We start from the raw sequence: 26429 nt of genomic DNA on the forward strand, positions 1-26429 counted from the left end.
CCTCTCGTGTCCGGAGCCCTGGAAGCGGAGCACGCCATGGGCGGCGGTCGGAATGCTCCCGAATATCGCCATTGATCTTGCGAGGGGCCCCGCGCGTGAACGTACGGGGCCCCTCGGGCTGAACTCGGGCCGTGTGCAAGACCCGTCTGTACGACGAGCTGCGTGCCCCTGGTTTCAGCGACGTCGCAGGCCGCCGTCGACGAGGTGGACCTGGCCGGTGATGAACGAGGCGTCGTCGGAGGCGAGGAACGCGACGAGGTTGGCGACGTCTTCTGGGGCCTGCTGCCGCTTCAGGTTCTGAACGTCGACGTAGTGGGCGAAGGCCTCCTCGGAGAGGTGGGTCAGGGTGGCGGGGGTGGGGACGACGCTCGGAGCGAGGGCGTTGACCGTGATGTCGTAAGGTGCCAGGTCCGTGGCCAGCGCATGGGTGAAGCCGTTGATGGCGCCCTTGGCGGAGACATAGGCGACGAAGGCCGCCGGGGCCTCCCAGTAGCTCGACGAGGACATGCTGATCACCCGCCCGTGGGAAGACCTCTTGAGGTCCTCGACGAAGGCCTTCGTGACCAGGAACGCGCCGGTGACGTTGATCGAGAACAGGTTCGTCCACTGTTCGAGCGATGTGTCCTCAATGACGGCCAGCAAGGGGATGGCCGCGTTGTTGACGACTATGTCGACCTCGCCCAGCTCTGCGTGGACCTGTTCGGCGAACGAGTTCACCGACTCCTGGTCGGAGATGTCGCCTTTCGCGCTGAAGAAGCGTCGGCCGTTCGCCTCGACGATCGCCCGGCTTTCCTCTGCGGGGTTGACGTCGAGGACTGCGATGTCGGCGCCTTCCTCAGACAGCTTCTGCGCGATCGCGCGGCCGATTCCGGCGGCGCCGCCCGTCACGACTGCGATCCGGCCGTTCAGTTTCTTCGTCATGATGTTCGTTCCGTTTCATGTGGGTGTGATGGCGATGCGGATTCTGGGAGACGCACGCGAGGGGGTGGTCTGGACTCGTGAGCGAACTCCGTGTGCTTGCAACCCCTTCGAGCCTGGAGTCGCATGGGCACTTCGACCGGCTGCGCAACCGATAGGGCGTACAGGCCTTCGCCTGCCGGTGAGTTGGGCGCTGAAGAGTCGTGCGGACCCGACAACGTTCGATCAGTGCCGACCGGACCGCCGCTCGCGACGCAGTTCCGCCTGCGAGGCGTTCGGGCCGCGGGTCAGTGATCGTTGACGGCGACGGCGGTGTCGCGCAGGGAACGGACGGCCCGGGTGAGGTCGCCGTGGAGGAGCTTGCCGTTGGCCTTCACGACCTGTCCGGCCACGAGGACGGTGTCGACGTTGTCGGGGTTCGCGGCCGTGACCACAGCGGCGATCGGGTCGCGTTCGGCAGTGAGCATGTTGAGGTCGTCCAGTCGCAGCAGGATGACGTCGGCCTGCTTGCCGGGGCTCAGCGAGCCGATGCGGTCGGCCAGTCCCAGGGCGGCTGCGCCGTCGAGCGTGGCCATCTTCAGGACGTCCCCCACGGTCAGCGGAGGGTTGTCGGCGATCTGGCTGGCCAGCAACGCCGCGCGCATCACGGAGAACATGTCGCCGGGCAGCGAGGAGACCGCGTCGACGCCGAGGCCGACGGTGACGCCGGCGCTGCGCAGTCGGCCGGCCACGGGCGCGCCGACCCGCATCTGAGCCTCTGTGGCAGGTGTGACCGAGGCGGTGCCGCCGGACTCGGCGATCAGCTTCAGTTCGTCGTCGTCGAGCGAGTTCCCGTGCACGTACAGGGTGTTGCTGCGGAGCAGGCCGTGCTCCCGCAGGGCGGTGATCGGCCGTGTGGCGACCGGACCGCTGCTGACGTGGATCGTCAGGGGGAGGCCCAGCTCATCGGCCAGGTGCCAGTCGGCGGTCACGGTCTCGATCGGTGAGAACGACGGCCCGGCCGGGGCCAGCGACATGGTGACCAGGGCCTGGTCGTCGGACAGGCGCTCGCTGCGGATCCGGCGTATGTCGGCGGGGTGCTGGTCGCCGTGGAACGGGAAGCCGTAGCCGAACACGGTGCGCAGCCCTGACGTGTGGAGGGCGTCGATTGCCGCGTCGGCGTGCTCGGGGGTGTGCAGCGCGTGCGAGTAGTCGATCAGGGTGGTGATGCCGGCGTCCAAGGCGTCCAGCGCGCCGACCAGGGTGGCGGCGTGGATGTCCTGCGGCCGGAACCGTGGACCGTACTGCCCCAGGACCAGCCCCATGTAAGCGCCCAGGTCCAGGTCTGCGGCGCCGGCACGCACCGCCGTCTGCCACAGGTGCCGGTGGGTGTCGACGAACCCCGGCAGCACGATCCGGTCGGTGGCGTCGATCACGGTAGCGCCGTCCGCCGACAGTCTTGGCCCCACCTCGACGATCCGGTTGCCCTCGATCAGGACATCAGTGCCGGGCCGGACGATCGGCGCGGGATCGGTGTCGATGACGTAGCCGTTACGCAGCAGAAATCGGGAGGCGGCCATGGCAGCGTCTTCCTTTCATCGGAAAGCTTTATGGAAAGCTACCTTGAAAGTGACGTGGTGGGCAACAGCCTCCTTGTCGGAACTGGCGAAACGGTCGTGCGCCTCGGCGGCGTGGTGGACCGAGCGGTGGGCCCGTTGGCCCAGTTGGCTCGATTCCGGCGGGCTCGTGCCCCGTGGCGGTCATCGTGACGGGACGGTTCCGTCCGGACGATGCCCCGGTGACCGCGTCCACCGTGGCCGGGATGTGCAACCGGGTCGGCTGGTGGAATCACCGCGGCGACCACCGCCGCACGGATGTGGAAGCCGCCGGGCATGCGGTCGAACCGGCGATGAGGATGTGGTCGCAGGACCGGACACCGGAGGATGCCGGGCCCAAGGCGGTGTCAGACCCAATCAGGCAGGACCCCCACCCCTTCGAACCGAGCCTCGGCGCCTGGCCCGCCTTCACCCGGGCGAAGGTCTGCTCACCCGCGGGTCAGGCCCAACGCGCCCGCACGCATGCCGGCCTGGAAGCGTGAGTCCGCGCCCAGGGCGACGAGCAGCTCGGCGACCCTGCGGCGGTAGGTGCGCAGAGACATGCCCAGTTCGCCAGAGGCTGTCACGTCGGTCATGCCGGAGCCCAGTGCGTACAGCACTTCGCGGGCTTGCGCGTCGATCCGGGGTCGGTCGGGGTCGAAGAAGGCCGCCAAGTCGGTGGCTGACTCCCACGCGGCTTCGAACAGCGCGTACACCCCGCTGACCAGGGCGGGATCGGCGCTCATCGTGTAAGTGCGGTGACGACGACCGTGAGCGGACGGCGGCGGGGGAGTGGGGTCGGTGAGGAACATGGTTCGCCGGTCGATGAAGACCGTTCCCTGGGGCAACGGGGCGGCAGTGATCCGCACCTGGATGCCGTGAGTGGCCATCTCCCGCAGTAGCTCCCGGTCGTGCTCCTCGCCGAGCGCGGCGGGACTGTACAGCTTGCGGGCCTGACGTGCTCCGTCACGTCGTATCCGCAGGCGGGCGGACTCGCGGGCGCCGGGCCAGGTGTCGAGGTCGCGGGCGGCGCTGACCCATTCCGCGTCAAACAACTCCACCAAGGGCTTGATCCGCGCGCGGAGCTCAAGATCACCTTTCAGGGCCATGTTCTGTGGCATGCGCTCATTGTGCCTCTGGCAGCAAGGTGCCACAGTCTCGCCAGCGAGTTGCGGGCCGTGCACGCTGGGCCCATGAGCAATGAATTCCGCCTCGGCGGCGACCTGGCCGTCAACCGCCTCGGCTTCGGCACCATGCGCCTGCCGTCCAAGGAGGGTATGGGCGGTCCCGCCCGCGACCCCGAGACCGGCCGTGCCGTACTGCGCCGTGCCGTCGAGCTGGGCGTCAATCACATAGACACTGCCGACTTCTACTTCAGCGCCGGTGGTGCGGTTCGCGCGAACACCCTGATGCGCGAGGCCCTCCATCCCTACGCGTCCGACCTGGTCATCGCCACCAAGGTGGGCCCCGTCATCCGCGACGGCGGACTCCACCACGCCGCCCCGGCCGACATGCGTGGCCTTGTCGAGGCCAACCTCGAAGGTCTGGGCGTGGACCGCCTCGACCTGGTCTACCTGCGCATCGGCCCCATGGAACCCCCGCGCGGCGAGTCCCTCGCCGACCGCTTCGAGGCCCTCACGGCGCTGCGCGAGGAGGGTCTGATCCGTCACCTCGGCCTCAGCAACGTCGACGCCGACCATCTCGCGGAGGCCCGCGCGATCGCCCCGGTCGTGGCAGTGCAGAACGAGTTCCACGCCGCCAAGCGCAACGACGTGGAACTGCTGGCCGTCTGCGAGGAGGCCGACATCGCGTTCGTGCCCTTCTTCCCGCTCGGTGGCGGTCGGGAACTCGACGACGAGCGGTTGGCCAAGGTCGCTGCCCGGCACGGCGCCACCGTGGCGCAGATCGGCCTGGCCTGGCTGCTGGCCTCCTCGCCGGTGACCCTGGCCATCCCTGGCACGGGCTCCCTCTCGCACGTGGAGGACAACATGGCCGCCGCCGGGATCACCCTCACCGAGGAAGATCTCGCCGACCTCTCGTGACATCCGGGGCTGTCGAAGCCCTTCAAGGAGAACCGCCCCACGAGCATCGTCGTGATGACGGGCGCGACCGCCGGGAACGGTAGGGACGCGGCCCGTCATCACGACGGCCGTCCGCGGTTCCCGAACGGACCGGCGCAGTGCCGGCAACCATGAGGCACCTTTCGTCGTCAGCCATCTCGTCCACTGCCTGTCGGCACGGCTTCTCCTGCTCGCCACGGCAGACGGCTGCTCATCACCAGGAGCGGTACACCCGACCCAGTCATGACGGCGAGGCCCCCCCCAGGACGCTTCGAGCCACGGGCCTTCGCGCGTCCCTCCCGGAGGGCCGTGGCGCGAGCTCGGACTTTCGCGCGCTTCGAGGCGCACATCGTGCGTTCGACGCCCCAGCGGCCATGCCCAGGTGGGTGCCGTGTGGTTGTCCTCGTTCGGCGATCGCCGGCCGGACGCCGCGTTTGCGAGGGAAGGGCTGCGCCAGGCCGTGGTCATCGTCTTCGTCGTCAGCGCAGTCGCCGTTCTGGCGGTGCTCGTCACGCTCCACTGGTACGTGTGGCGCCGTCTCATACGCGAAACCTCGCCCCCGCGCTCCGTCCACCGGAGAATCGGCAATGCCGTCTTCGTGGCCGCACCGGTGCTCACGATCGGTTCTCTGGCGGGCGGATCGGCGGGAGTCCCGTTCGTCCTCCAGCGCGTCATTGCCTGGCCCGGAGACCTGTGGCCGGCCCTCTTCCTGCTCTCCGGGCACACCCACGGCGGCCGGCTCTGGCCCGGCAATCTCCTCGCGGAGCTGGCCAACCCCCCTGTCGCCGCCGGCCTGGAGCGGTACGGCGACACCCCGCTGTACGTGAGCCGCGGCGCAGGGGCCTGGGCCCGCCGGTCCGCGCTGTCCGACATCACCGTCGTCGAACTCGCCTCGAAGCAGGCATAGCCCCTGAACGACGCCCCTTGGTGACGGGCCGATGTCCAGCGCGGCCTGGATCGGGCACGCATCACCTCCCCGCTTCCATGTTCAACGGCCGCGCCACGACCTCGCCGGCGCGGTCAGGGGCGCGGAGCGGGGCCTCCGTGAGCTGTTCCCGGGTGCCACGAGCCGGGTGACGCGGGCGTGCCCTCCTCATAGGCGGTCTGCGGGCGGGAGCGCACAGGCGCTGGCACTCCGGTCCGTGGGACCGACGAGGCAGTGGGCGTCGATGATTCTCGTGCTGCCGGCGTCCTCATGTCCTGTGCATCGCCGGATTCGACCTTGTCTACCGGACGGCTGTCCGGTACTTTCTTCGTAGCGGATACCTGTCCGGTTAAGTCCGAGGTCACGGATCGCATGCGCCCGGCGGCGCAGACGGGCGTTCGCTCACTGCTCTTCTCCTTCCTCCCCACGCGGAAGATCTCCTTGCCATGCGATTACTCATCCCAGGTATGACCGGCCCACCGGTCGCCATGTCGTCGACCTGGCCCTGAGTTCCAAAGATTCGGTCACGGCCTTCGTGAATGGCCACGAATCGCAGGGCTTCGGCCTCTCCTCCCGACCGGGTTCGGGAGGACCGGGCATCCGCGCCATTGCCGCGCGTGCCCTGGCCCTGCGCCGCTTCGGGGCGAGGGTCCTTGCGACTGGGCTTCGCGCCGCATTCCAGACCGTGCTTCCCCACCTTGCCGATCTGTCGACGCCCCACATGGACATCGGAACCGATGACCTGCCAGAGGTGAAAGGCCGTCCTTGCGGTCATGGGGGCAGGCGCCATATCGGACAGACCACCTGGAGCAGAGTTGACACAGAATCACGGAGGCGGCCGGGCGATCGGCATGCTGCTGGCCCCTGTCTTCGCCGGAGTCCTGGTGCTCACCTTCACTGTCATGCAGGCCAGAACAACGACTGTCCATGCTCCGGGGCCGGGAGGGCGACGGGAGGACGGTAGCGACGTCTACGCGGTACGGCTCAGTGACACCTTCGGTGACACGCCCGACGCTTTCACCGCCCGGCTCACAGGCCGGCAGGTCGCGGCACTCTCCGCCACGTCCGGCGTGGTGTCGGTGTCCCGGCTCCCGGCCCGTGCGACGCTCGCGCCGACGCCGTCGGACTGCTACCCGGTGACCAGCCCCGCCGGCCCTGCCCCTGTTCCTTCGCCATCGCCCTTGCCCGCGCCTTCCCTGCCGGCGGAGGACGGTGTCGGGGTCCCAGACCGCGGCCACGCTGCACAGATACCGTCTCCGGCTGCCATCCCCAGTCGTACCGGTGCTCCGACCGGGTCCAAGAAGGAGACCGCGTCGGCCGCGACAGCTCCATCCGACGTCACCCGTCGTCTCCACGGCCAGCCCGTCGGGACAGGGGTGAGCCGTGGTCCGGCGACATCGAAGGCGCCGGCGAAGAGGTGATGGCGCATGGTGCCAACTGATCCGAAGAACCTGGGTCCATGGACGGGGTCCGTCGATCGTCCTCCTGTGACCGGTGCCCAGCGCGGCGGTGCCCGCACCGCGCTCCGGAAAGGCGGAAACCTGATACGGAGCCGTCCCGGAACCGGCGGCCCTCGACCAGGCCGGGTCGGTCACGACAACCCGGCAATCGGCTGCGGGCGACACCGTCACCGTCGCGAACCGTCCCGAGCGTCTCTCCGTGCCGGCGGCCCCCGACCAGGCGGCGCCGGGCGCCAACGTCATCAGCGCCGAGGTCCTCACCACGTCCTACCTGGGCTCCCGGTCCCAGTACGACCTCAAGGTCGGCGACCTGGTCGTCCAGGTCGTCACCAACCGCGGCGGACTCACCGGCCAGGTCAGCCTCGGCGTCCAGCCCGAGGCCTGCTTGCTCCACACCGACACCGCCGTGCTCTCCGAGGATGCCCAGGCTCTGCTGACCGTCACCGTCACCGGCTGAACCCCCGCTCCCGCGGAGGTCATGCACGGTTCCTTCCACGCAACCGCTGGAGGCCGATCCGATGACATTGCCGTTGCGGTCCATGGCGAGGGCCGCTCCGAGTCGCCGTGGCGTGCTGCCGCTGACGCCGGCAACGGTGGCCACGGCGAACTCTCTGGCCTCTTGGAGTCATCGACTCAACTTGCGGGTTATATCAAGCACTTGGACTCTCCGCAGTCAGCACGCGATCGGGACGGACGGGCGGATGGCGTCGAAGTAGGTCGGGGCGTGCTGGACCGTAGGGCGCGTACCGCCGCCACGCCCACAATTCCGATCTCGCCGGTTCCTTGACCCTGACGAGGCGTCGGAGCCGGGCCCATCCACCCGTGCGCCTTGATGGCCTGAGCGAATGCCGGTCGCGTGCCACCGGCCGCTCGCCTTGACTGCAGCCGGCGCTATGGTGGACCTAAGTGGACCGATGTCCGCTACCCGGAACGTACCGGACAGTTATCCGGTTGGCAAGGGGTCGTGGGGGGTGTGAGCCCGGAAGGAGGGGGACGTGGAGTCCAGGAACGGCGGGCCTCAGCGCTCGGACGCACAGCGCAATAGGGAGCGGATTTTGGAGGTGGCGCTGGCTGAGTTGTCGCGTGCTGTGGATGTTCCGCTGAGTCTGATCGCCAAGAAGGCGGGGGTTGGGCAGGGCACGTTCTATCGCAACTTTCCCAACCGTGAAGCGCTCGTCCTGGAGGTCTATGGCCACGAGGTGCGACTGCTCACGGACGCTGCGACGGAACTGCTCAAAACCCGGACGCCCGACCAGGCCCTCCGTGCATGGCTGGACCAACTCGCCCGCTTCGCCGTCGCCAAGGCCGGCTTGTCGGACGCGATGCGTCAGATCGTCGGTACGGCGGATGGTCCCGCGCAGCCGGGATACGCGCCGGTGGTCGCGGCGATCGGAGCTTTGGTCGCGGCCAATCACGAGGCCGGCACCATCCGTCCGGGACTGACCGTCGACGACTTCGTCTTGGCCATCGCCGGCATTTGGCAGATCGATGCCCGTGGGGACTGGCAAGCCCAGAGCGCTCGGCTCCTGGACCTTGTCATGGACGGGCTGCGAGCGGGCGCCCCAGGGAGAGGGTGACGATCGGGGAGCCGAGATCCGCGGGATCGGGGCCAATCTCTGTCGCGCATGGGGATTCCCCTGCCGTGAAGATGTTCATCTCCGGCGCGACGGTCCCATCGGTCGCCGTCTCGTCGACTTCGCCGCGGGATCCGGTGACTCGGTCAGTGTGAAGACGTCCGGGCAGCCGTGATGCCTCTGCTGGACAGGACAGGTCGTAACACGTTCGAGGGCCGGCTGACCCAGCGCGTCTACAGCGTCCTGAACAAGACCCGAGCCTGTGACCGTCTGGTCGATCACCCGAGAGTGCTGGCCCTGCTGGACCGGCTGCTCCTGCCCAACCACCTGCTCTCCCAACTCCAGGTCATCAACATCCAACCCGGCGAGAATGCCCAGTTGCTGCACCACGACGATGGCATGTACCCCGTGCCCCGTCCCCGGTCACCACTGAGCGCGGCCACGGTGTGGGCCATCGACGCCTTCACCGAGGGGAACGGCGCAACAGTGGTCCTGCCGGGTACGAACCGCTGGGGCGACCGTCAACCGGCAGACGGCGACGCCCGGGTGAAGGCCGTCATGTCACCGGGCTCCTGCGTCTTCTTTGTGGGCACTCTGTGGCATGGGGGCGGCGCCAATGCGTCCGCCGATGCCCGCTTGGCCGTCACCGCCCAGTACTGCGAGCCGTGGCTTCGGCCGCAGGAGGCGTTCACTCTGTCCACCACCCGTGACACGGTCCGCGTGGTGTCTGAGGGCATCCGCCGGATGCTCGGCTACAGCATCCATCCGCCCTTCCTCGGAATGGTCGACGGCATGCACCCCAAGCGCCTGCTCGACGGCCGCTCCTGAAGGCTCATCACCCGAGTGTTTCGCTCCGCTCCCATGAGCGCGCTGGGGGCCTGCCCGCACAAGCCGGTCGAGGCCATGCGTCTCTGTGCGTGGCGGCGCGGTGGCTGGCGCGAACGCCTGTCGTCGAGCCAAGACTAGATATGACAGTCGTTATAGGCGGGTGTATTCTGCTGCTCTCTATAACGACCGTCATAGGAGGATGCCATGACCATCATCACCGTGAACGCACCGAAGGGACGCCTGAGCCTTGAGCAGCGCCGAGAGCTGGCCGAGACACTGACGGACGCGGTACTGGTACCCGAGGTGGGGCAGCGTGTTCCCGCCGCCCGGCCCGGGTTCCAGGTGCATTTCGTCGAGCGCGAGCGGGACATGATGGCGATCGGCGGCCGGCTCCTGGCGGACGCCGACCCGGAGCTCGACGTGATGGCGATCGACCTCGCGGTCATGGATGCCGCCTGGCAGCCGGACGTGCGGGCCGAGGTCATCGAGCGCGTCCTGGCCGCACTGGCGGCGGCCTGCGGACTGGAGAAGCCGTCGCCGGCGTGGTGGGTCAACTTCCGTGTGATCGACGAAGGCAGTTGGGGGTCGTCCGGCGGCGTGCTGTCCATCCTGTCGCTCCTTGAGAGCGGGGTGTTCACGGAGGAGAGGGTCAAGGCGGTCCGCGCCGCGCTCGGTGCCTGAAGGTCGCAGTCGTAGAAGGTGGCTCCGATCAGTCCTTGATGGTGGCGAGGATGAGTGCCTGCAACTGCTCGGCGGTGTCGTCGAGGGGCTGGGTGCTGCGCTTGGCGCGGCACATGGCGACGGTTCCCTCGACGGCCGCGACGATGAGCGTCGCGAGTTGTGCCGCCTGTTCTCGTTCGGCTCCGTGCTCGCGTAGCGAGGCGGCCAGCAGGCTCTCCCACTCGGTGAAGACGTCGGCGGCGGCCGCGAGGGCAGCGGGCGTCTCGTCGGTGGTGGGTTCCTCGATGGAGACGGCGAGGACGGGGCAGCCGGCCCGGAAGTCGCTGTCGACGACGATCTTGCGCCACAGCGCGAGGAAGGCCCGCAGGCCGGCGACCGGACCTGCCTCCAGTGCCTTGCGCAGGCTGCGTGCGGCCCATGCGCCCGTATAGCGGACGGCTTCCGTGGCCAACTGCTGCTTGCCCTCGGGGAAGTAGTGGTACGTCGAGCCGAGTGGCGCCCGGGCGTGCTTGGCCATTTCGCGGATGCTCGTCGCGTTCAGGCCGCGCCGGCTGATCATGTCGGCGGCTCCGGCGACGATCCGCTCGCGCGCCGTCGGGGTGGGCTTGGTCACGTACGTGATCCCTTCTGGCTTCGCTGGCTATAACGGTTGTCATAGTCTACCGTGATCGTCGTCTATAGCGACTGTCATAGTCCGAAATGTCGTCGAACGAAACGAAGCGAGGTAGGTCTCGTGATGATGATCCGTCCAACGGCACCGGCCGATGCCCTGACCGATGTCTGACCGCACTCACCGCTCGCCCGGCCCCACCGCACCGAGAAACCCGATGCGTGCTTCCCTTGCCGACCCGTCGGCCGCCGACGCAGACACGCCATCCGCGCGAGCGACGGACGAGGATCTGGAACACCAGAAAGCGGCCATCACTCGCCTTGGCCGCGAACTGCGCGCTTTGGTGGAGGCCACGGTTCGCACCGCCGCCTCCCCGGAGACCCTCCACCGCGTGGCAGATGACGTCCGTCGGGTCACCGGCCGACTGACGGGACGGCGGCGTGCGCGGGCGGAGATCCCCGAGGTGGACGAGTTTCCCGGGGGGACACGGATCTACAGCCCGGTCGTCGGAGCCGGCAGCCCGCTGGCACCGCCCGTGCACATCACGCCCACCGAAGACGGCCTGGTCGGTCACTGCACCCTGGGCATCGCCCACACAGGCCCGCCCGGCTACGGCCACGGCGGTATGAGCGCCATGCTCCTGGACGAACTCATGGGGCGCACCTGCGCGGCAGCCGGAATGGCCGGCCTGACCGTCTCCCTGCAGATGCGCTACCACCGACCCGTCCCGCTGGAGACACCCCTGCAGATTCTCGCTCGCGTCACCGGGACGGAGAACCGCAAGATCTTCGTGGCCGGATCGATCACCACTTTGGCGGACCGCACCACAGACCTGGTCACAGCTGAAGGTGTCTTCGTCGCACCCGACCCTCACCGGACCCGCGCCCTGTTCCCCGACCTGTAAGGGGAAGGTGAGCGAACGCTTCTCGCCGACGAGCCGGCGGACGTGAGCGTGTTTCAGGCGGCCGGACGGCTTCCTGTCGGCCTGCGGACGTTCCACGTGCGTACTCGGTGGACCGGGCCCGGCTTACGAAGCCGGCGGCCTGGCGATGGGGAGATGGGGAGATGGTTGACGTATGCAGATGGAGATCCGGGCCGCTGCAATCCGGGGTATCGATCGATTGATCGACGATCTCGGGGGTGACGGGGCGAGACTGTTGGCCGAGTTCGGCGTTTCGCCCAGCGATCTGGATTCCGAGGACGGACTGTTGCCGACGGCGACGGCCGGGCGCATTCTGCGCAGTGCGGCGAAGAGATTGAACTGTCCGGACCTCGGCTTGCGTTTGGCTGCCTGTCAGGACATGTCGACGCTCGGCCCATTGGCTTTGGCGGTCGGCAATTGTGACACGGTCGGCGAAGGGCTGGACTGTGCGTCCAGATTCCTGTTCGTGCACAACCAGGCCATTCGTCTGTCGCGTGAGCCTGATCCCGAGCGCTATGCGGGGGTGGGGGCAGTCGAATACCGGATGTTGCATCCGGATATTCCGTATGAGCCCCAGACCATCGACGCGGGCCTGGGGCAGCTGCATCGTATTCTCATCACGATGAGCGGCGGATACGAACTGCTCGGGGTCTATATGCCCCATCCGCCGCTGACGGACGAGTCGGTGTACGCCGAGTTCTTCGGCGCGCCGGTCCGGTTCAACGCCGGCCAGGCCCTGCTACGGGTGCCGACGAAGCTCTTCGCCCAGCCGATGTCGACCCCGGTCAATCCCGAACTGCGGCGCATGGTCGTGGAGTACTTGGAGTCGCACTACACCGACCCCCGCGACAGTGTCTCGACCATGGTGCGGTCGGCGGTCAGTCGTGCGCTGGGTACGGTACCCGCGCGGATCGACATGATCGCGCAGTGGCTGCACATGCATCCGCGTACGCTGCAGCGGCGACTGGCGGAAGAGGGCAGCTCGTTCCAGGCGATCCTCGACGACGTACGTAAGAACTCAGCCCACCGGTTGCTGACGGGGACCGATATGCCGTTTTCTCAGGTCGCGTCATTGGTGGAGTTGGCCGGACAGGCGGCGCTCACGCGCGCGGCCCGCCGATGGTTCGGCAGAACCCCCACGCAGGTCCGTCGTGACGCCAAGATCGGACCTGCACGAAACGGTGTCGCGCGGAGTTAAATTTTTGTCGCCCAAGGTTAAGCAGAGGGTTTGGAACGTCCCGATACTCGGGTGCCATGACGAGTTCCGCACACCCTTCTCCGCTGCCCGATCACGTCGACGTCGTGATCGTCGGCGCGGGGATCTCCGGGATCGACGCCGCGTACCGGGTGCAGTCGCAGTGTCCCGATCGTTCGTATGCCGTGCTGGAGGCCCGTGAGTCCCTGGGCGGGACGTGGGACCTGTTCCGGTATCCCGGAGTGCGTGCCGACTCCGATATCTACACGCTGAGTTTTCCGTTCCAGCCGTGGACCGGCGGGAATTCCATGGCCGACGGAGGCGAGATCCTCGACTACCTGCGGCGCACCGTCGAGCAGTTCGGTATCGACCGCCATGTCCATTGCGGCACCAAGGTGGTGGCGGCTGACTGGTGCAGTGAGACGGCCCGCTGGACGGTGACCATCGAGCGGGCCGGAGGCGAGGACGGGACTCAGCGGTCCACTGTCACGTGCTCGTTCCTTTTCACATGCACCGGCTACTACGACTACGAGCGCGGACATGACCCGCAGTTCCCGGGAATCGAGTCGTTCACCGGCACGGTGGTGCATCCGCAGTTCTGGCCCGACGAACTCGACCACGCCGGCAAGCGTGTTGTTGTGATCGGCAGCGGTGCGACCGCGATCACGGTGGTTCCCGCGATGGCCCGCGACGCGGCGAAGGTGACCATGCTGCAGCGCACGCCCACATGGGTCAGTTCGCTGCCGCGCCGGGACCGGTTCGCCGACAAGCTTCGGAGGCGTCTGCCCGCCGGGTTGGCGCATCGGGTCATCCGGGCTCGGAACGCCGCCTACGCCAACGGGTTCTACCACTACTGTCGGCGGTTCCCGGACCGGGCGCGGACGTTGCTGACCACAGCCGCCACACGGCGGATCGGTGAGGACGCGGTGCGTGAGCACTTCACGCCGCCCTACGCGCCGTGGGACCAACGGGTGTGCATCACGGCCGACGCGGACCTGTTCAAGGCGATCAAGCGCGCGGAAGTCGACGTGGTCACCGATCACATCGACGCCTTCGTGGCCGAGGGCATTCAGCTGCGGTCGGGGGCGGTGCTACCGGCCGACATCGTGGTGACGGCGACCGGGCTTCGCATGCTGGCGCTGGGCCACATCGACGTGAGCGTCGACGGCAAGCCGGTCGAGCCCGCGCGTCACATGCTGTGGCGGGGCGCCATGCTGAGCGACGTGCCGAACTTCGCGCTCTGCTTCGGCTACGTCAACCTGTCCTGGACGATGCGGGCGGATCTCACCGCGCGACTGGTGTGCCGGATCCTCAACCACATGCGCCGCGCGGACCTCGCGGTGGTCACCGCACCTGCGGAGCCCGGGGTGCGCGAGAAGCCCATGATCGAGTTGGCGTCGAGCTACGTCCGGCGGGGCGTGGCCACCTTCCCCCGGCAGGGCGACCGCAGTCCGTGGCGGATGCACCAGACCTATCCGTTGGACGCTGCCGACGTCGCACGCGCGAGTCTGCGCCGCGAGCTGCGCGGAGTGCCCCGCGCGTCGTTGGCACTGCCCGATGCCGGCTCACCTGCCGGTGCCGATCGCCGACTGGGAGGCTGACCGTGGCACACGTGGACGGCGTGTGTGACCCACGCTTCGCGGAGATGGGCGCACTGCTCTCCGAGAACCTCGACTCGGGCGAGGAGCTCGGCGCCTCGCTCGCGGTCGCCATCGACGGAGAGCCGGTGGTCGATCTGTGGGGCGGATGGACCGACCCGAGCCGTACCGTGCCGTGGCGGCGCGACACGATCACGAATGTCTGGTCGTGTACGAAAACGGTTACGTCCCTGGCGGCATTGCTGCTGGTCGAGCGTGGACTGCTGGACGTCGACGCCCCGGTGGCCCGGTACTGGCCGGAGTTCTCGGCCCAGGGCAAGGAGAGTGTGCTGGTCCGGCACCTGTTGTCCCACACCTCCGGTGTCTCGGGTTGGGAGCGGCCGGTGACCGTCGCGGACGTCTGCGACGTGCCGACGTCGACAGCCAGGTTGGCCGCGCAGGCGCCGTGGTGGCCCCCGGGGACGGCCTCGGGATATCACCTGCTGAACTACGGGCACATGGTGGGCGAGTTGATCCGGCGGATCGACGGGCGGACACTGGGCCGGTTCGTCGCGGAGGAGATCGCCGGTCCGTTGGACGCCGACTTCCACATCGGCTTGCCTGACTCCGAATTCGGCAGGGTCGCCGATGTCGTTCCACCGCCGCCGTTCCGGTCGACGGACCTTGCCGGCGCCGATGCGGACAGCGTGTGGATGAAGACCTTCACCGGCCCTCTGGGCACGGCGGACGAGTCGTGGACTCCCGAATGGCGTCGCGCCGAGATCGGCGCCGCCAACGGCCACGGCAACGCCCGGTCACTCGCCAGAATCCACTCGGTCATCGCCTGCGGCGGCACCCTCGACAGGGTATGGCTGCTGTCGCCGCAGACCATCGAGCTGATCTTCAGACAGCAGTCCGACGGCCCGGATCTGGTCCTCGGGACGCATCTGCGATTCGGCATCGGTTACGGCCTGCCGTCGCCGGCGGTGCCGTATCTCCCGCGAGGGCGGATCTGCTTCTGGACTGGATGGGGCGGGTCGGTGGTCGTGATCGATACCGAACGCCGGGCCACGATCTCCTACGTCATGAACAACATGGGCGCCGGGCTGCTCGGTAGCGACCGCACGATTCAGTACGTCAGCGCAGCTTTCGCGGCGCTGGAATAGCAAAAGACCATCGATCAGTGGTCAGGGAACGTTTGAATCGAAGGTGCATGCATGAGTTTCGCCAGTCCCCATGCCGACGTGGAGCTGCCTGATCTGGCGCTGCACGAATTCCTGTTCGCGGGTCTGAGTTCCGCTGACCTTGAGCGGGTCGCGCTGGTCTCCGCGGAATCCGGAGAATCGTTGACGTACGGGTCATTGAAGCCGCGCGTCGACGGATTCGCCGCCGAACTGATGGAGCGTGGCATCGGCCCCAGTGACGCGGTGGCGCTGCTGTGCCCGAACACCCCGGCGTTCGCGGTCGCCTTCCACGGAATCCTGCGGGCCGGAGCCACCGTGACCACGGTGAACCTGCACAGGCGACTTGGCGAGGGTCGATTCCACTGGATGCGTCTACATCGTCGACCGCATCAAGGAGCTGATCAAGTACAAGGGCTACCAGGTCGCGTCGGCCGAACTCGAGGCGCTGCTGCTGACCCACCCGGACATCGCCGACGCCGCTGTGATCGGTGTGGTCGACGCCGAGGGCGAAGAGATCCCGAAGACGTTCGTCGTCACGGGTAATGCCGCGTTGAGCGCGGAGCAGGTGATGGACTTCCTGGCCGCACAGGTCGCGCCGTACAAAAAGGTGAGGGACGTCGAATTCACGGCCGCGATACCCAAATCGTCGGCAGGCAAGCTTCTGCGCCAGGAACTGCGGGCAGGGGCCCGTGGGCACGCTAGCGGGTCGGCGGGCCACTCGCCGACCGGTGAGTGATTCAGCCGGGCCCGCCGGAGCGCACGGAGAGCATCGGAGCCGTGTCTACCACCGCGACGTCCTCGATGTCGGCTGCGGCGAGGTCGCCCACGGAGCGCTGTGAACGGCGGAGTACTTTATCTGCCACTGTTTATAACGAATGTTATATTGCTGAAGTTGAGAGGGGTATCCGATGGCCAATCCGGTTGTCGTAGTGGCGACGCTGGTCGCCAAGCCCGGCCAGGAAGAGCTGGTCGAGAAAGCGTTGAAGGCGGCGGTGCCCGCAGTGCACGCCGAGCCCGGATGCCTGCGGTATGCGCTGCACCGCAAGACGGACGCCACCAGTGAATTCGTCGTGATCGAGAAGTGGGCCTCCCAGGAGGCGCTGGGCGCGCACTTGAAGGGTGCCGCGATGCGGGAGATCGGCGCCGCACTGGCGCAGGCACTCGCCGCACCCCTGCAGGCAGCGTTCCTGGACGCGATCCCCGCCGGCGACCCGGACACCGGCGCCGTCTGACCGACCAACGGGGGACCGGGCCGGCAGGCAGATCGGCCGACCCGGTCCCCTCCACGAAAACGAGGAGCATTCCCATGAAGAGCCTGATGTTCGTCGCGCCCGGACAGCTGCGCTTCGACGAGGTCGACGCCCCCACCATCGTCGAGGGCACCGACGCGCTCGTCCGCCCGCTCGCGGCCACGACGTGCGATCTCGACCACCATGTCATCGGCGACAAGACCCCGTTCTCTGGATTCGGCCCGTTCCCGATCGGCCACGAGTGCGTAGGCACAGTGGTCGAGGTCGGCCCCGACTGCACGGACGTAGCGGTCGGCGACGTCGTCGGCGTCGCGTGGCACATAGCGTGCGGCACCTGCGCCCAATGCAAGCTCGGACACCCCGCCCGCTGTCTCCTCCACGGCGACGCCCAGTACGGTCTTCCGGTGAACGGGGCCTGGGGCGGGACCTTCGACGAACTCATCCGCGTCCCCTACGCGGACTTCAACCTGGCGAAGCTGCCCGCCGGAGTCGACCCGGTCCATCTGGCCTCGATCGGCGACAACCTCGCGCTCGGCTGGGAGACGGTGATGCCGACCGTCGCCGGGATCCCCGACCCGAAGATCGCGGTCTTCGGCGGCACCGGTTCCATCGGCCTGTACTGCGTCGACGTTGCGGTCCACTGCGCCGGCGCCCGCACCGTCTACTACGACGACGACCCGGTCAGGATGAAGGTCGCCGAGCAGCTCGGCGCCGAGGTCCACGACATCCACGGCAAGCGTGAGAAGGACTTCCACCTCGCCGTGGACGCCAGCTGCGACCCCGAGCGGCTGCGCAAGGCACTGCTGTCGGTCATGCCCGAGGGCCACGTCAACAGCGTCGGCATCTACTTCGACGACGTCCAGCTTCCCCTGCTCGCGCTGTACCAGCGCGGGGTCCACTTCCACAACGGCAAGGGACACGCGCGACCGAACATGACACCCACCCTCGAGGCGGTGGCCGCAGGGACGCTCCACCCCGAGCTGGTCACCAGCGGCATCTACGGCTGGGCCGAAATCCCCGACGTGCTGACCTCCGACCGAGCCGGCCACAAGCCGATCTTCGTCCTGGAGAACTGAGGCACCGGGACCCTCGGTCCGTTGCGGCGTTCACCGCTCGAACGGCGACGTCGACCTGATCGGCGGCACGTTCGAGTGGTGCGAGACCGTAGTGATCTCCCGTCGGCTCGGTACAGGTCCATCAAGGCACCGGCCTCATCTATAGGCGCAGTGGCTCCCCAAGCGTGGCTTCGCTGCCCGGAAGAGCCGTCCGCGAACCTCGTTCGACCGCTTGGGGTAGGCATTTTCCTTGCGCAGAGCGGTCGGCTCGGCGCGGTTGTGCGGGGAGTGAGCAGGTCGACGGCGTCAGCCTCGGCCTCGCGGATGCAGCCGCGCAGAGCCTCGTGATGAACACCGAGTTCCTCGGCCACGGACGGATCACGGGCTTCGGCCACCCTCCTCCTCGCGCAGTTCGAGACCTCCAGCTCGACCTTCTCGTCTCCGGAGACCGTGCGCGGGCTGACCGGGCGATCGAATGCGCGGCCCGCCTCCTCGGCCGCCCCACTGCCTGACGCGCTGGGCGAACGAGGACAACAGCGTCAGCCCTTTTTGAGGAGGCCGCCGGGCATCACTGGGAGATGTCCTTCACGATGCGGGTGGCCGCGGCCCGGCCTTCGGGGGTGGGGGTCAGCGGGTAGACGTGCACGGCGCCCGGACAGACCGTCACTTCGAGCGGTGCTCCCTCGGCGGTGGCACGCTCGCGCAGCCGGCACACATCCGGGTAGAAGATGTCGCGGGTGCCGATGTACACCGATACCGATGCGAGGCCATTCAGCGGGCTGTTGATCGGGCTCAGGCGCGGGGCGGCCGGATCGTCGCCACCCGCCCACGCGTGGCCCATCTCGACGAGGCCGGCCGGGGACAGCCATGGGTCGTGCGGTGCGACGGTCTGCACCGCCGGTTGGCTGAGCGTGAGGTCGAGCCAGGGGGAGATCAGGACGATCCGGCGGGGCTGCGGCAGCCCCGCCGCAGGGAGTTCCCGGGCGACGCCGAGCGCGAGACCGGCGCCGGCCGAGTCGCCGGCGAGGGTCGCCGCCGCGGCGGGCAACTGCTCCAGCAGTTGCCGGTACACCTCGATCACCAGTGGATACGCCTCGCGGTAGGTGTGCTGCGGGGTCAGGCCGTAGAGAGGCACCTCGACGTGGACGCCCGCGTCGGCCAACGCGCCGATCAGGGCCCAGTGCTGTGTGATGATCTCGCTGGTGTACGCCCCGCCGTGCAGGTACACCGCACCGCGGGTGGCCGCTTTCCCGCGTGGCAGGACGGTCCAGCAGGCGAACCCGGCGACCTGCCGCACGGACACGTCGTGGCGCCGGCGCAGCGCGACCGGTGGCTGTGCGGAACCCTTCGGCTGGTGCATCCTGTTCCGGGCACGCGCCGCGGTCGACGAGCGGGGTTTGGCAGTGACCCGCAAATACAGTGCGACGGCATGCATCGCGAGACTCATCCGTTCCTCCAGAAACAACGCCGCGTCAGTGTATTCGCGTACACCTGGGCCCACCACTGATCATCGGACCAAGCGCTCATCCGGTGCGTCGGCGCGTCCCCGCGCCTTCCGTGGCGTGACGTCCTCACCTGGTGCCTGGCACCCCGCCACGGCCTGATCGCTAAGCGCATGCGGCGCCCGGACGGAGCAGCCCTCGTACCCGCCGGACGTTGACACCCCGGCGACGGCCGGCCCATGCACCACGGGGCCGGCCGTCGCCTCCATCGGACGGGAGTGACGATCGCCTTGCGGCTGCCATCCGGCGGGAGGTGGTGGTCGACTCTCCGGGCCGCCCCAGCAAAGGGCGGCCCGGAGCGGTCCTGTCCAAACCATTGACGGGAACATGACCCACTTTTATCTTCTGATCTCAGAATGATCGTAATGACGAACCCTGTTCGAAATTACGGACAATGGCGGTCTCGTATGTCTCGCACGCTCAGCCCGTGCGCGGCAATCGACGCGCGCAGCCGTCCCACGCCCGGCAGGTACGACACGACCGCGGACGTGTGACCCCACGCACCACCGACCAGGCAGTCGCTCTCGCGTCACCGAAAGGGTGCAAGATGTCTTCCTCCGTCAGCAGGCGGCGCCTTCTGCAGATAGCCGGGGGCGCCGTCGCCGCCTCTGCCACCGGATCCCTCATCGGCGGTTCTCCCGCCCACGCGGCCATCCCTCCGGCGAGGACCGACATCGGGGTCTTGGCGCACCCCTTCGCACTCGACCAGGTGCGGCTCACCGCAAGCCGGTGGCTGGACAACCAGAACCGTACGCGGAACTACCTGCGCTTCGTCGATGTCGACCGGCTGCTGTACAACTTCCGCGCCAACCACCGGCTGTCCACCAACGGCGCGGCTGCCAACGGTGGTTGGGACGCGCCCGACTTCCCCTTCCGCACCCACGTGCAAGGGCACTTCCTCACGGCCTGGGCACAGCTGTACGCCGTGACCGGGGACACCACGTGCCGCGACAAGGCAACCCGCATGGTCGCGGAGCTGGCCAGATGCCAGGCCAACAACAGCACCGCCGGCTTCAACGCGGGGTACCTCTCCGGCTATCCCGAGTCCGACTTCACCGCTCTCGAACAACGGAACCTGACCAACGGCAACGTGCCGTACTACACCATCCACAAGACGCTCGTCGGCCTGTTGGACGTATGGCGTCACATCGGCAGCACCCAGGCCCGCGACGTGCTGCTCGCGCTGGCGGGCTGGGTCGACTGGCGCACCGGCCGGCTGAGCGGCCAGCAGATGCAGGCCATGTTGCAGACCGAGTTCGGCGGCATGAACACCGTGCTGACCGACCTCTACCAGCAGACGGGCGACGCGCGGTGGCTCACCGTCGCCCGGCGGTTCGACCACGCGGCGGTCTTCGACCCGCTGGCGTCCAACCAGGACCAGCTCAACGGACTGCACGCCAACACCCAGGTACCCAAGTGGATCGGGGCGGCCCGGGAGTACAAGGCCACCGGCACCGCCCGCTACCGGGACATCGCCACCAACGCCTGGAACATCTGCGTCGGCACGCACACCTATGCCATCGGCGGCAACAGCCAGGCGGAACATTTCCGCGCTCCCAACGCCATCGCCGGCTACCTGAACCAGGACACCTGCGAAAGCTGCAACACCTTCAACATGCTCACCCTCACCAGGGAACTGTTCGCCCTGGACCCGGGCCGGGTCGCCCTGTTCGACTACTACGAGCGGGCGTGGCTGAACCAGATGATCGGTCAGCAGAACCCGGCCGACGACCACGGCCACGTCACCTACTTCACCCCGCTGAACGCGGGTGGCCGACGCGGGGTGGGCCCGGCGTGGGGCGGTGGAACCTGGAGCACCGACTACGGCACCTTCTGGTGCTGCCAGGGCACGGGCCTGGAGATGCACACCAGGCTGATGGACTCCATCTACTTCCGCAGTGACGACACGCTGATCGTGAACCTCTTCGTGCCCTCGGTGCTCAACTGGTCGGAGCGCGGGATCACGGTCACCCAGACCACGTCGTACCCGACCAGCGACACCACGTCCCTCCAGGTCACCGGCAACGTCAGTGGCACCTGGGCGATGCGCGTCCGCATCCCGGGCTGGACCACCGGGGCCACTGTCAGCGTCAACGGCGTCGTGCAGAGCATAGTCACCACCCCCGGCAGCTACGCCACGCTGAACCGCTCGTGGACCTCCGGCGACACGGTCACCGTCCGCCTGCCCATGCGGGTCGCCATGCGGGCCGCCAACGACAACGCGAACGTCGCCGCGGTCACCTACGGCCCGGTGGTCCTGTCGGGCAACTACGGGAACTCCTCACTCAGTTCCCTCCCGTCTCTGAACACATCCTCGATCACCCGGACCAGCAGCGGTTCACTCGCCTTCACCGCCACCGCCAACGGCTCCACCGTCAACCTGGGCCCGTTCCACGACGCGCACGGCCACAACTACACCGTCTACTGGAACACCAACGGCACCGGCACCGTCCGACTCGCCAACGTGGGCAGCGGTCTCGTGCTGGGCGTCCAGAACATGTCCACGGCCGACGGTGCCCGCGCTCTGCAGTGGTCCGACTCGGGCACCGCCGACCACGACTGGCAGATGATCGCCGACGGAAACGCCTTCCGCTTCCGCAATGCCAACAGCGGCAAGGTGCTCGGCGTCCAGGACATGGCCACGACGGACGGCGCGACCGTCCTGCAATGGTCGGACACCGGCACCGCCGACCACAAGTGGACGCTGCTCGACCAGGGAGACGGGACCTACAAGATCCGCAACGTGAACAGCGGCAAGTTGCTCGCCATCGCGAACAACTCCACCGCCGTCGGCGCGTTCGCAGTCCAGGACTCGGACAACGGCACCGCCGACAACCGGTGGCGCATCGTGGGGAACTAGGGCGATTTCCGAAAGTCCCGTCTGCCGGGCGGCGGCTGGCACGTACTCCCGGCCGCCGATCCGCAGATGCCAGAGGTCCCATTGTCCCGTGGACCGGTTCAGCCCCCGAGGGGTTCGTAGTCGAACCAGTCGAAGTGGACGGTGCCTGCGGTGGCGTACACGCCGATGACCCGGCCGGTGAAGCCGCCGGCGACCTCGGTCGACAGATAGCGGCCGTCGAGGGCCGCGAACTCGGTGAACGTGCCGTCGGGTTGTTCGATGCCGAGGGAGACGACGTCGGGTCCGGTGCACGGTCCGTGCGGGGGCGGTGGTTCCGTGACGGTGAGGGCGAGGACCAGGGGCCCGGCGGGTACGGAGCGTTCGGCCAGGACCGTGCGCAGGGAGCCGACGCGCGCGATCACCCGTACGTCCGTCCCGGAGGCCTCGATCGCGTAGTGGTGCCGCTCGTCCAGCCGGACCGCGAGGCCGCCGCGCCCGTCGGACGGGTCGACCAGGGTGCGTGCGCGGCAGGTGAGATCCTGCTGGCGCCGGCCGGCGAACACCGCGTCGGGCTCGTCCAGGGAGCCGCCCCGCGCGCGGAGCGTCAGCCAGCCGGGGCGCTCCTCGCTGGTAAAGAGCTCGGCAGGGCGGTCCCGCACGGAGATCCAGGCCGGCCCGAGTTCGCCGAGTCCGAAGTCGTCGCGCCGTTCCTCGGCGGGAGCGGGTGAGAGCGGCCAGGGGAGCTCGGACAGGTCCGAGGTGACCTGGCCGACGACCGGCCAGCCCTGCTCCCAGGTCACGGGAGCCAGGAAGGTCTCCCGGCCGAGTACGTGCCAGCCGGGGGTGCCGCCGCGCGGTCGTACGCCGAGGAAGACCATCCACCAGGAGCCGTCCGGTGCCTGGACCAGGTCCGCGTGCCCGGTGTTCTGCACGGGGTGGTCGGTGCCGCGGTGGGTGAGGACCGGGTTGGCGGGGCACGGCTCGAACGGGCCGGTCGGCGTACGGCCGCGGGCGATCGACACGCCGTGACCACGCTCGGTACCGCCCTCGGCGATGAGCAGGTACCAGTAGTCGCCGATCCGGTACAGGTGCGGCGCCTCCGGGGCCTTGGCGCCGGGCCCACCCGACCAGAGCGCCCGAGGGGTCCCGTACGTCTCGCCCGTGGACGGGTCGATACGGACCTGCGACACCCCCGCGACCGTGCACCAGCAGGTGCCGTCCTCGTCCCAGGCAAGGTCCGGATCGATTCCGGGCACGCCTGGTGCCGGGATCGGGTCCGACCATGGTCCGGCCGGGTCGGTGGCCGTGACGATCAGGTTGCCGCCGCCCTCTCGGGCATTGGTGACGATCAGCCAGAAACGGCCGTCGTGATGGCGCAGGGTGGGGGCGTAGATGCCCCCCGAGGACGGCATGGAGACCGGCAGACGCAACTGCTCCGGCCGGTCCAGTACGTTGCCGATCTGCCGCCAGTGCACCAGGTCACGGCTGTGGAAAAGGGGTACGCCGGGGAAGTACTCGAAGCTGGAGCAGGCGAGGTAGTAGTCGTCGCCGACACGGCAGACGCTCGGGTCGGGATGGAAGCCGGAGATCACGGGGTTGGTGGGGCGGGCGGGCTGACTCTGAGCGGGCACCCTTGGTCGTCCTTCCGTCGGGTGAGGAACAGGGCGGAGCTCAGGGAGCGTCCGTCTGGTGCGGGTGATGCGGAGCAGCGCCGCGGATGTGAGACGGAGACTGTCGAAGCGCTTCACCTGGAACGGGAAGGTAGCGGACTTATTTCTTGCGGAACAAGAGCTTCGATGTGAGAAAATCCTTCGCCACCTGTTCATTGACAGATTGTCAGCAACAGCATCGGCATCGATGCACTTCGACACCTCCCGCCCGCCAGTCCCACTCCTGTGCGAGGGTCTGCGCGCACCAGATCCGCTGGAGCAGCAGACTGCGTTGCAGGGTCAGCGCGGTCGTACGCTCACGCGTGTACCGGCAGGCGTTGTCGATGGCGACGGCTGCCTTCGCGGTCAGTTCCTCGGCGAGGATCAGATCGTCGGCGGTGAAGGCCTCCGGCCGGTCGCTGCGGGAGAACACGACGACGCCGAGCAGCGCGCCGCGGGCCCGGAGCGGGACGGTGATCCGGCCGGTCAGCCCTTCAGCGGCGATGGACTCGTCGATCAGCGGATTGCCTGGCGGCCAGTGGGCCGGATCGGCGGCGAGTCCGGGTCCGAAGGTCCATTCGCCGCCGTGGCCGGGCTCCGCCGCGAGGTGAACCGTGGACCTGCCGACGGCCATGCAGCGGGCGGCGACGGAACCAGGAGCGTGAGCGACCGGCATCGGAGGCGAGGGAGTCCGGTCGGTGTCCTGCTTCGCGCCGTGCTGTGCGGCGCGGATGAGTCAAAATCCCGTGCGCGGGCTCGTTCGGCACGGATGACGGCGTCGCCGGGCTGCGTCGGCCGAGTTGGGCCCCCGGATGCGGGGACCCGGATCGGCGTCCGGGTGCAGGCCACGGCGGGCGGCCCGACCTACGAGGTGGGGATCGAGGACATCGCCGGCACGGAAACCTACGGCTGCGCCGAGATGAGGCGGGCGAGGCCCACCCCGGCAGCACCCCACGGGCCTGCTTGCCGCCCGCGTCGGCCGGCGGTGAGCGGGAGTGCGTCGAGGCCCGCGTGGACGGGCCGAGATGACGACCCGGTCGCCGTCTCCGTCTCCTCGGCGGTGGCAGGCACTCGGACGGCGTCCATGTCGAACTCCTCGGCCGGCACGCGGCGTCCTCGTCCGTGAGTCTCGGCTTCGGCCCGGTGGCCGTGCGGTCGACGCGGGTGCCGAGGCCTGCCTGACGACCAGTCACGTGACGCGTGTGCCCGTGGAGGGACTCTGAGGGCTCCTGTTGTGGCGGTGTGTGCCGTATCACGCCCATAAAGGGCGCCCAAGTTGTCTGCATCACAGCGTAAATGTCCACTTGGCGTCCATGCTCGACGGAGACAGCGACTCCCGAAGCGGAGCCCGACGGTATGGGCGCGAAGTTCCGAAGTGGCCCATGGCGCAGCCCTCTTGACGTTCCACCTCGCTTCCCCCGAAAGGTGTTCCACATGGCCGCTTACCTCTGTCCCCCTGCCGTGATACACGGTGAGCACGCCGTGCGAACCAGCCAGATCGTGGCGGAGGTGCGCGACCGGCACCCGCACGCGACGTGGGCGCCGCGCATCGACGGCATCGCGGCCAGCACGGGCATAGAAACCCGCGGATGGATGCTGCCGCTGGAGACCGCCGTCGCGCCCGGCGACGGCGGCGGCCTGCGGAGCGTCGGCGTCGAACCCGCCCGACAGGCGCTGGCACGCGACGGCTTCACCCAGCAGGACGTGGACCGCGTGGTCGCCGCCCTGGAGGCGATACCCGCGCCGCAGACGGTCCAGGAGCGCACCGCGCCGGCCTGGGAGGCCGTGCAGTCCTACGGGGAGCGCGCGGCGCGCGGTGCCCTGCAGATCGCCGGGCTGGACGTCGCGGACGTCGACTGCCTGATCACCAGTCACTCCACCACCCCGGCGTTGCCGGGTCTGGACGTCGCCCTGTCCAACAGGCTTTCGCTCCGCGACGACGTGATGCTGCTGCCGGCCACGCAGTGGGCCTGCGTGGCGGGGACCCGTTCCCTCGCCCTGGCGGCGGACCTCGTGGCCGCGGATCCCGATCGGGTGGTGCTGGTCGTGATAGCGGAGGCGCTGAGCACGACGTACCAGCCCGCGGACGACACCCTCGAGTCCCTCATCGTCCGGCTGCTGTTCGCGGACACCGCGGTCGCCGCGGTGGTCACCGGCCGCCCGAGGCGCGAGTCGGTGCTGCGACTGGACGCCGCCTGGCACCACACCCTGTCCGGCACCAACGACCTCCACCGCCTGGAGACGCGCGAGGACGGCACCCACTTCGTCATGGACCGGCGCGGGCCGCGCGCCGTACAGGAGACGGTGACCGCCATGTGGGAGTGGCTGCGCGTCCGTTACCAGGACGACCCCGACTCCTGGCACCCCGACGTGCTGCTCGCTCACCCCGGCGGCACGCGGGTGCTGGAGTACATGGAGCAGACGATGCCCGACGCATGGCCGTCGGGGCTGCTGGAGTACAGCCGGGACAGTTACACCAGCGGCAACCGCGGTGGCGCCGCCGTGTTCGACATCCTGAGGCGGGCGTACGACGCCGGGCAGAAGCCGGGCAACCGCGCCGTTCTGTACGCGGCGGCACCGGGCCTCACGGCCACCGCCCTGGAAGGGGAGTGGCTGTAGGGGAGGC

General features: G+C 68.7%; 20 protein-coding genes and 5 pseudogenes. 16 read left to right on the forward strand and 9 right to left on the reverse strand.

The window, feature by feature from the left end:
- Positions 1–174 precede the first annotated feature (174 nt).
- The 3 genes from P1P75_RS02020 to P1P75_RS02030 form a co-directional block, all read right to left on the reverse strand.
- Positions 175–921, reverse strand: coding sequence for an SDR family oxidoreductase (locus P1P75_RS02020; protein WP_319251181.1), 747 nt, complete (start codon positions 919–921; stop codon positions 175–177).
- A 284-nt stretch (positions 922–1205) separates the two neighbouring features.
- Positions 1206–2477 carry an amidohydrolase family protein gene (locus P1P75_RS02025; RefSeq protein ID WP_319251183.1) on the reverse strand — a complete coding sequence of 424 codons (1272 nt, stop codon included), beginning with the start codon at positions 2475–2477 and terminating at the stop codon, positions 1206–1208.
- 464 nt (positions 2478–2941) lie between these two features.
- Positions 2942–3613, reverse strand: coding sequence for a DNA-binding response regulator (locus P1P75_RS02030; RefSeq protein WP_319251185.1), 672 nt, complete (start codon positions 3611–3613; stop codon positions 2942–2944).
- Between the two features lie 72 nt (positions 3614–3685).
- Between P1P75_RS02030 and P1P75_RS02035 the strand changes: the two genes are divergently transcribed.
- The 3 genes and pseudogenes from P1P75_RS02035 to P1P75_RS02045 form a co-directional block, all read left to right on the forward strand.
- Complete coding sequence (locus tag P1P75_RS02035) at positions 3686–4534, forward strand: aldo/keto reductase (protein ID WP_319251187.1); 849 nt, start codon at positions 3686–3688, stop codon at positions 4532–4534.
- A gap of 730 nt (positions 4535–5264) precedes the next feature.
- Positions 5265–5459 (forward strand): annotated as a pseudogene (locus tag P1P75_RS02040) (metallophosphoesterase); the annotation flags it as partial.
- Positions 5460–7130: 1671 nt separating this feature from the next.
- A pseudogene (locus P1P75_RS02045) lies at positions 7131–7394 on the forward strand (ABC transporter ATP-binding protein); the annotation flags it as partial.
- Positions 7395–7424: 30 nt separating this feature from the next.
- Here P1P75_RS02045 and P1P75_RS02050 read toward each other — a convergent pair.
- Positions 7425–7547 (reverse strand): annotated as a pseudogene (locus P1P75_RS02050) (XdhC family protein); the annotation flags it as partial.
- Between the two features lie 385 nt (positions 7548–7932).
- On the opposite strand from P1P75_RS02050, the gene P1P75_RS02055 reads away from it, so the two are divergent.
- The 3 genes from P1P75_RS02055 to P1P75_RS02065 all read left to right on the forward strand — a co-directional run bounded on the left by P1P75_RS02055 (position 7933) and on the right by P1P75_RS02065 (position 10020).
- The gene (locus P1P75_RS02055; RefSeq protein WP_319251189.1) at positions 7933–8514 is read left to right on the forward strand and encodes a TetR/AcrR family transcriptional regulator; all 582 of its coding nucleotides are present in this window, start codon (positions 7933–7935) and stop codon (positions 8512–8514) included.
- A gap of 171 nt (positions 8515–8685) precedes the next feature.
- A complete protein-coding gene (locus P1P75_RS02060) occupies positions 8686–9339 on the forward strand; it encodes a phytanoyl-CoA dioxygenase family protein (RefSeq protein ID WP_319251190.1) in 654 nt (217 codons plus the stop codon).
- Positions 9340–9543: 204 nt separating this feature from the next.
- Entirely contained in the window at positions 9544–10020 is a 477-nt protein-coding gene (locus P1P75_RS02065) for a tautomerase family protein (protein WP_319251192.1), read from the forward strand.
- Positions 10021–10048: 28 nt separating this feature from the next.
- Here the strand turns inward: P1P75_RS02065 and P1P75_RS02070 are convergent, their stop codons facing one another.
- Entirely contained in the window at positions 10049–10633 is a 585-nt protein-coding gene (locus P1P75_RS02070; protein WP_319251194.1) for a TetR/AcrR family transcriptional regulator, read from the reverse strand.
- Positions 10634–11021: 388 nt separating this feature from the next.
- Between P1P75_RS02070 and P1P75_RS02075 the strand changes: the two genes are divergently transcribed.
- The 8 genes and pseudogenes from P1P75_RS02075 (at position 11022) to P1P75_RS02105 (ending at position 17834) form a co-directional block, all read left to right on the forward strand.
- Positions 11022–11534 carry a PaaI family thioesterase gene (locus P1P75_RS02075; protein ID WP_319251196.1) on the forward strand — a complete coding sequence of 171 codons (513 nt, stop codon included), beginning with the start codon at positions 11022–11024 and terminating at the stop codon, positions 11532–11534.
- Between the two features lie 172 nt (positions 11535–11706).
- Positions 11707–12750 (forward strand): AraC family transcriptional regulator, encoded by a 1044-nt coding sequence (locus P1P75_RS02080; RefSeq protein WP_319251198.1) that lies wholly within the window; start codon positions 11707–11709, stop codon positions 12748–12750.
- Positions 12751–12854: 104 nt separating this feature from the next.
- Entirely contained in the window at positions 12855–14348 is a 1494-nt protein-coding gene (locus P1P75_RS02085; RefSeq protein WP_319251200.1) for an NAD(P)/FAD-dependent oxidoreductase, read from the forward strand.
- 2 nt (positions 14349–14350) lie between these two features.
- Complete coding sequence (locus tag P1P75_RS02090) at positions 14351–15490, forward strand: serine hydrolase domain-containing protein (protein WP_319251201.1); 1140 nt, start codon at positions 14351–14353, stop codon at positions 15488–15490.
- A gap of 51 nt (positions 15491–15541) precedes the next feature.
- Positions 15542–15784: pseudogene (locus tag P1P75_RS41965) on the forward strand (AMP-binding protein); the annotation flags it as partial.
- A gap of 67 nt (positions 15785–15851) precedes the next feature.
- Positions 15852–16244, forward strand: a complete 393-nt coding sequence (locus P1P75_RS02095) for a hypothetical protein (RefSeq protein ID WP_319251203.1) — start codon at positions 15852–15854, stop codon at positions 16242–16244.
- Positions 16245–16416: 172 nt separating this feature from the next.
- Positions 16417–16740, forward strand: a complete 324-nt coding sequence (locus P1P75_RS02100) for an antibiotic biosynthesis monooxygenase family protein (protein WP_319251205.1) — start codon at positions 16417–16419, stop codon at positions 16738–16740.
- Positions 16741–16814: 74 nt separating this feature from the next.
- Entirely contained in the window at positions 16815–17834 is a 1020-nt protein-coding gene (locus P1P75_RS02105; protein ID WP_319251207.1) for an alcohol dehydrogenase catalytic domain-containing protein, read from the forward strand.
- Positions 17835–18381: 547 nt separating this feature from the next.
- Here P1P75_RS02105 and P1P75_RS02110 read toward each other — a convergent pair.
- Entirely contained in the window at positions 18382–19173 is a 792-nt protein-coding gene (locus P1P75_RS02110; RefSeq protein ID WP_319251209.1) for an alpha/beta hydrolase, read from the reverse strand.
- A 689-nt stretch (positions 19174–19862) separates the two neighbouring features.
- On the opposite strand from P1P75_RS02110, the gene P1P75_RS02115 reads away from it, so the two are divergent.
- The gene (locus tag P1P75_RS02115) at positions 19863–22175 is read left to right on the forward strand and encodes a beta-L-arabinofuranosidase domain-containing protein (protein ID WP_319251211.1); all 2313 of its coding nucleotides are present in this window, start codon (positions 19863–19865) and stop codon (positions 22173–22175) included.
- A 98-nt stretch (positions 22176–22273) separates the two neighbouring features.
- On the opposite strand, the gene P1P75_RS02120 is transcribed toward P1P75_RS02115, so the two are convergent.
- The 3 genes and pseudogenes from P1P75_RS02120 to P1P75_RS02130 all read right to left on the reverse strand — a co-directional run bounded on the left by P1P75_RS02120 (position 22274) and on the right by P1P75_RS02130 (position 24889).
- The gene (locus tag P1P75_RS02120) at positions 22274–23785 is read right to left on the reverse strand and encodes a glycoside hydrolase family 43 protein (RefSeq protein WP_319251213.1); all 1512 of its coding nucleotides are present in this window, start codon (positions 23783–23785) and stop codon (positions 22274–22276) included.
- A 286-nt stretch (positions 23786–24071) separates the two neighbouring features.
- Positions 24072–24539: pseudogene (locus P1P75_RS02125) on the reverse strand (GAF domain-containing protein); the annotation flags it as partial.
- Positions 24540–24706: 167 nt separating this feature from the next.
- Positions 24707–24889 carry a hypothetical protein gene (locus tag P1P75_RS02130; protein ID WP_319251215.1) on the reverse strand — a complete coding sequence of 61 codons (183 nt, stop codon included), beginning with the start codon at positions 24887–24889 and terminating at the stop codon, positions 24707–24709.
- Between the two features lie 348 nt (positions 24890–25237).
- Between P1P75_RS02130 and P1P75_RS02135 the strand changes: the two genes are divergently transcribed.
- Entirely contained in the window at positions 25238–26422 is a 1185-nt protein-coding gene (locus P1P75_RS02135; protein ID WP_319251216.1) for a type III polyketide synthase, read from the forward strand.
- Positions 26423–26429: the final 7 nt, after the last annotated feature.

This window comes from Streptomyces sp. ID05-39B (assembly GCF_033794725.1).
Lineage (GTDB): Bacteria > Actinomycetota > Actinomycetes > Streptomycetales > Streptomycetaceae > Streptomyces > Streptomyces bobili.

Bases quoted from the DNA above. Each gene is read 5' to 3' on its own strand.
- P1P75_RS02020 (WP_319251181.1), bottom strand. From the start codon at position 921: ATGACGAAGAAACTGAACGGCCGGATCGCAGTCGTGACGGGCGGCGCC.
- P1P75_RS02025 (WP_319251183.1), bottom strand. From the start codon at position 2,477: ATGGCCGCCTCCCGATTTCTGCTGCGTAACGGCTACGTCATCGACACC.
- P1P75_RS02030 (WP_319251185.1), bottom strand. From the start codon at position 3,613: ATGCCACAGAACATGGCCCTGAAAGGTGATCTTGAGCTCCGCGCGCGG.
- P1P75_RS02035 (WP_319251187.1), top strand. From the start codon at position 3,686: ATGAGCAATGAATTCCGCCTCGGCGGCGACCTGGCCGTCAACCGCCTC.
- P1P75_RS02060 (WP_319251190.1), top strand. From the start codon at position 8,686: ATGCCTCTGCTGGACAGGACAGGTCGTAACACGTTCGAGGGCCGGCTG.
- P1P75_RS02065 (WP_319251192.1), top strand. From the start codon at position 9,544: ATGACCATCATCACCGTGAACGCACCGAAGGGACGCCTGAGCCTTGAG.
- P1P75_RS02080 (WP_319251198.1), top strand. From the start codon at position 11,707: ATGCAGATGGAGATCCGGGCCGCTGCAATCCGGGGTATCGATCGATTG.
- P1P75_RS02100 (WP_319251205.1), top strand. From the start codon at position 16,417: ATGGCCAATCCGGTTGTCGTAGTGGCGACGCTGGTCGCCAAGCCCGGC.
- P1P75_RS02105 (WP_319251207.1), top strand. From the start codon at position 16,815: ATGAAGAGCCTGATGTTCGTCGCGCCCGGACAGCTGCGCTTCGACGAG.
- P1P75_RS02110 (WP_319251209.1), bottom strand. From the start codon at position 19,173: ATGCACCAGCCGAAGGGTTCCGCACAGCCACCGGTCGCGCTGCGCCGG.
- P1P75_RS02115 (WP_319251211.1), top strand. From the start codon at position 19,863: ATGTCTTCCTCCGTCAGCAGGCGGCGCCTTCTGCAGATAGCCGGGGGC.
- P1P75_RS02130 (WP_319251215.1), bottom strand. From the start codon at position 24,889: ATGGACGCCGTCCGAGTGCCTGCCACCGCCGAGGAGACGGAGACGGCG.
- P1P75_RS02135 (WP_319251216.1), top strand. From the start codon at position 25,238: ATGGCCGCTTACCTCTGTCCCCCTGCCGTGATACACGGTGAGCACGCC.